Source organism: Psychrobacter sp. (genome assembly GCF_036731945.1).
Taxonomy (GTDB): domain Bacteria; phylum Pseudomonadota; class Gammaproteobacteria; order Pseudomonadales; family Moraxellaceae; genus Psychrobacter.
In genome coordinates this window covers 2181-6037 of record NZ_DAINDI010000105.1, presented here as the reverse complement: position 1 = coordinate 6037, position 3857 = coordinate 2181, and the positions used below count along the sequence as shown (strand labels likewise).

Annotated in this window: 2 protein-coding genes and 1 pseudogene; all 3 read left to right on the top strand. The window is 41.3% G+C overall.

The window, feature by feature from the left end; genetic code table 11:
* A pseudogene (locus V7D75_RS14030) lies at window positions 1–487 on the top strand (iron-containing alcohol dehydrogenase); the annotation flags it as partial.
* Between the two features lie 61 nt (window positions 488–548).
* A complete protein-coding gene (locus V7D75_RS14025; RefSeq protein ID WP_201560992.1) occupies window positions 549–2039 on the top strand; it encodes a CoA-acylating methylmalonate-semialdehyde dehydrogenase in 1491 nt (496 codons plus the stop codon).
* 498 nt (window positions 2040–2537) lie between these two features.
* Window positions 2538–3857, top strand: a 1320-nt coding sequence (locus V7D75_RS14020; RefSeq protein WP_333615056.1) for an aldehyde dehydrogenase family protein, incomplete at its 3' end; no start/stop codon positions are given.

The following is a 3857-nucleotide window of genomic DNA, read 5'->3' as shown; positions in this document are numbered from 1 at the left end:
TGAGGATGCTCGTGAAGCCATGATGTTAGGTTCTACGTTAGCTGGTATTGCATTCTGTAATTCATCGGTGGCTTTGGTGCATGGAATGAGCAGACCGATTGGCGCTTTTTTTCACGTACCGCATGGTTTATCAAATGCGATGCTATTGCCAACTATTACTGAATTTGGCATATCAGGCACTCCAGAACGATATGCAGATTGTGCACGAGCATTAGGAGTGGCGAGCTTTAATGATACTGATAATCAAGCGAATATAAATTTTATTACGTATCTGAAAAACCTCAATATCGAGCTCAAAGTGCCTACATTGGAACAATTTGGAGTTCAAAAAACTGATTTTGATGCGCTAATAAATACCATGTGTGAACAAGCATTTTCCTCTGGTTCACCTAACAACAACCCCCGAATACCGAGTTTGGAAGAAATGGTTCAACTTTATACATTGTTATGGGCAGAAAGTAGCTCAGATGATGTTTCGACAAGCTAATAAAACTAAAGCTTACTTTTAATCTACGTATAAACTAAATGCTATAAAAGGAATATATATTATGCAAACTATCGGACATTTTATTAATGGTCAGGAAATTAATGAAGCGAGCCAAACACAACCTATTTATAACCCTTCTACTGGTGAAGTAAGTAAACAGGTTGCTTTAGGTAGTTCTAAAACTATTGATGAAGCGGTTATCGCTGCAAAAGCGGCCTTTCCAGCATGGCGTAAAACGCCACCTATGAAACGCGCTAGAGTCATGTTCAAATTCAAAGAGCTATTAGAAAAAAATGCTGATGAAATTTGCAGGCTAATTGGCGAAGAGCATGGAAAAATTTCGCATGATGCCGCCGGTGAATTACAACGCGGTATCGAAAACGTTGAATATGCTTGTGGTGCACCAGAGTTATTAAAAGGCGAACATAGTCGTAATGCGGGTCCAGATATTGATTCTTGGAGTGAGTTTCATCCACTAGGAGTAGTGGCTGGCATCACCCCATTTAATTTTCCTGTTATGGTTCCTCTTTGGATGTTTCCTATGGCTATCGTCTGTGGAAACACCTTTATTCTAAAGCCATCTGAACGTGATCCAAGTGCATCGTTGTTTATCGCAAAACTTTTAAAAGAGGCGGGCTTACCTGATGGTGTTCTTAACGTCGTTAACGGAGGTAAAGAGGCGGTTGATGCTCTATTACATCATTCAGATATTGAAGCTATAAGTTTTGTAGGATCTACTCCAATTGCTGAGTATATCTACACTACAGCAACAGCCCAAGGTAAAAGATGTCAAGCTCTAGGCGGGGCAAAAAATCATGCAATCGTCATGCCTGATGCGGACCTAGATAATGTGGTCACTTCTCTATTAGGGGCTGCATTTGGCTCGTCAGGCGAACGTTGTATGGCTTTATCTGTTGCGGTAGCAGTAGGTGATGATATTGCTGATAAAATGGTTGAAGCATTGCAGCCGGCAATACAGCAACTAAAACTAGGTGCTTATTCGGACAAAGAAAATGATTTTGGCCCTGTCATTACTCAGGCTCATAAAACTAAAATTTTGGAGCATATCAAAAGTGCTGCAAACCAAGGAGCAAAAGTAATCATTGATGGTTCTAATGCGGCACCAGCAGGTCATGAGAAAGGGTTTTTCGTTGGTCCTACTCTGATAGACAATGTGACAAAAGAGATGGACAGTTATGATGCAGAAATTTTTGGTCCAGTACTTCAAATTATGCGTGTTCAGACAATGGAAGAAGCTATAGAGCTTATAAATGAACATGAGTATGGTAATGGAACGTGTATTTATACCAGAGATGGAGAAGCGGCTCGCTATTTCGTTGATAATATCCAAGTCGGCATGGTTGGGGTAAATATCCCATTACCAGTGCCAGTAGCATCACAAAGCTTTGGAGGTTGGAAGCGCTCATTGTTCGGAGATCTATTTATGTATGGTCCAGACGGTGTAAGATTTTTTACTCGCCGAAAAACTGTTACTCAGCGTTGGCCTAGTGCAGCAATACGAGAAGAGAAGCAGTTTTCTATGCCAACATAAAGCTCGTCTATATTAATCTCAGTTCGAAAGTCCACTAATACAAGTTTAAATAGAAACAGGACCTCTTACATGGGCGAAATATAAAGTACAAGCGCTTAAGCCTCTAGATAATATTCTAATCAACCACCGCTCTTTAATTGAGACGGTGGTTTTCAAGTTGAAAAATATGCAAGACTAAAATCTTTACAGATTGTGCTGTTACAGTACCCACTGCTAATCTGATATCAGGCTTGATTGCTTATTACTAGTATTCTTTTAAATATACTCTTAAAAACATACCTGCATAAACATATCTGAAGAATTCTCATTTAATAATTTGCTTATGGTGCCATTACACTAATAAGAATTGACAAATCAAAATTACTACGTTAAAAGTATACATAACGATAATCATCTTATCGTTATGTATACTTTTTTATCTACGTCCTTTAATAAGCAATGTAGAAAATATTGCTGTAAACAGTATGGATACTGGGACAAAAACAAGAGGGAACGAGCATGATTTATGCAGCACCAGGACACGCAAATAGCTTACTTAGTATTAAGCCACGCTACGGCAACTACATCGGTGGCAAATTCGTCGAACCTATAGGAGGCGAATATTTCATTAACAATACTCCAATAAACAATGAACCCTGTGGTGAATTTCCACGTTCTCAACAAGCTGATGTGGACTTGGCCCTTGATGCGGCCCATGCCGCAGCAGAAGCATGGGGTAAAACCTCCGTCCAAGACCGTTCATTGGTCTTATTAAAAATAGCTGATCGAATCGAAGCCAATCTTGAATATCTAGCTGTAACTGAAACTTGGGACAATGGTAAACCGATTCGTGAAACTCTCGACGTTGACGTACCACTTTCAGCAGACCACTTCCGCTATTTTGCTGGCTGTATTCGCGCTCAAGAAGGTGGTGCATCTGAAATCAACGAAACTATGGCAGCTTACCACTTTCATGAACCACTCGGCGTGGTAGCACAGATTATTCCATGGAACTTTCCACTCTTGATGGCCGCATGGAAATTAGCACCTGCACTTGCCGCGGGTAATACCATCGTGCTTAAACCTGCCGAGCAAACCCCATTGTCGATGACCGTACTGTTAGAGTTGATTGGCGATCTCCTACCAGCAGGTGTGCTCAACTTGGTACATGGTTTCGGCAACGAAGCCGGTGAGGCGCTTGCCTCAAGTCGTCGTATTGCAAAAATCGCTTTTACCGGCTCAACCCCAACTGGCATGCATATCATGAAACATGCAGCAGTCAATCTAATTCCAAGTACCATGGAACTTGGCGGTAAATCTCCCAATATTTTCTTTGCTGATATTATGCAGGCCAATCCAAAATTCATTGACAAAGCCGTCGAAGGCTTGGTGATGGGATTCTTTAACCAAGGTGAAGTCTGTACTTGCCCATCGCGTGCTTTGATCCATGAATCTATCTACGAGCCTTTTATGGCAAAAGTCTTAGAAAAAGTCCGCAATATTCGTCAGGGTAATCCTCTCGACACTGAAACTATGCTGGGTGCCCAGGCCTCAGCGCAACAGTTTAAGAAGGTTTTGGACTATATCGAAATTGGTAAAAATGAAGGTGCGGAAGTCTTAATTGGTGGTGAAAGCCAGGTGCCATCAGATACACTAAAAGAAGGCTACTATTTACAACCCACCCTGCTCAAGGGCCATAACAAGATGCGCATCTTCCAAGAAGAAATATTTGGTCCTGTGGTCGCAGTCACCACTTTTAAAGATGAAGATGAAGCCATCGCTATTGCCAATGACACTGAATATGGTCTTGCTGCAGGGGTATGGACCCGAGATATTAGT

Excerpts from the sequence above, each read along its gene's own strand:
- V7D75_RS14025 (WP_201560992.1), top strand. The coding sequence starts at position 549 with ATGCAAACTATCGGACATTTTATTAATGGTCAGGAAATTAATGAAGCG.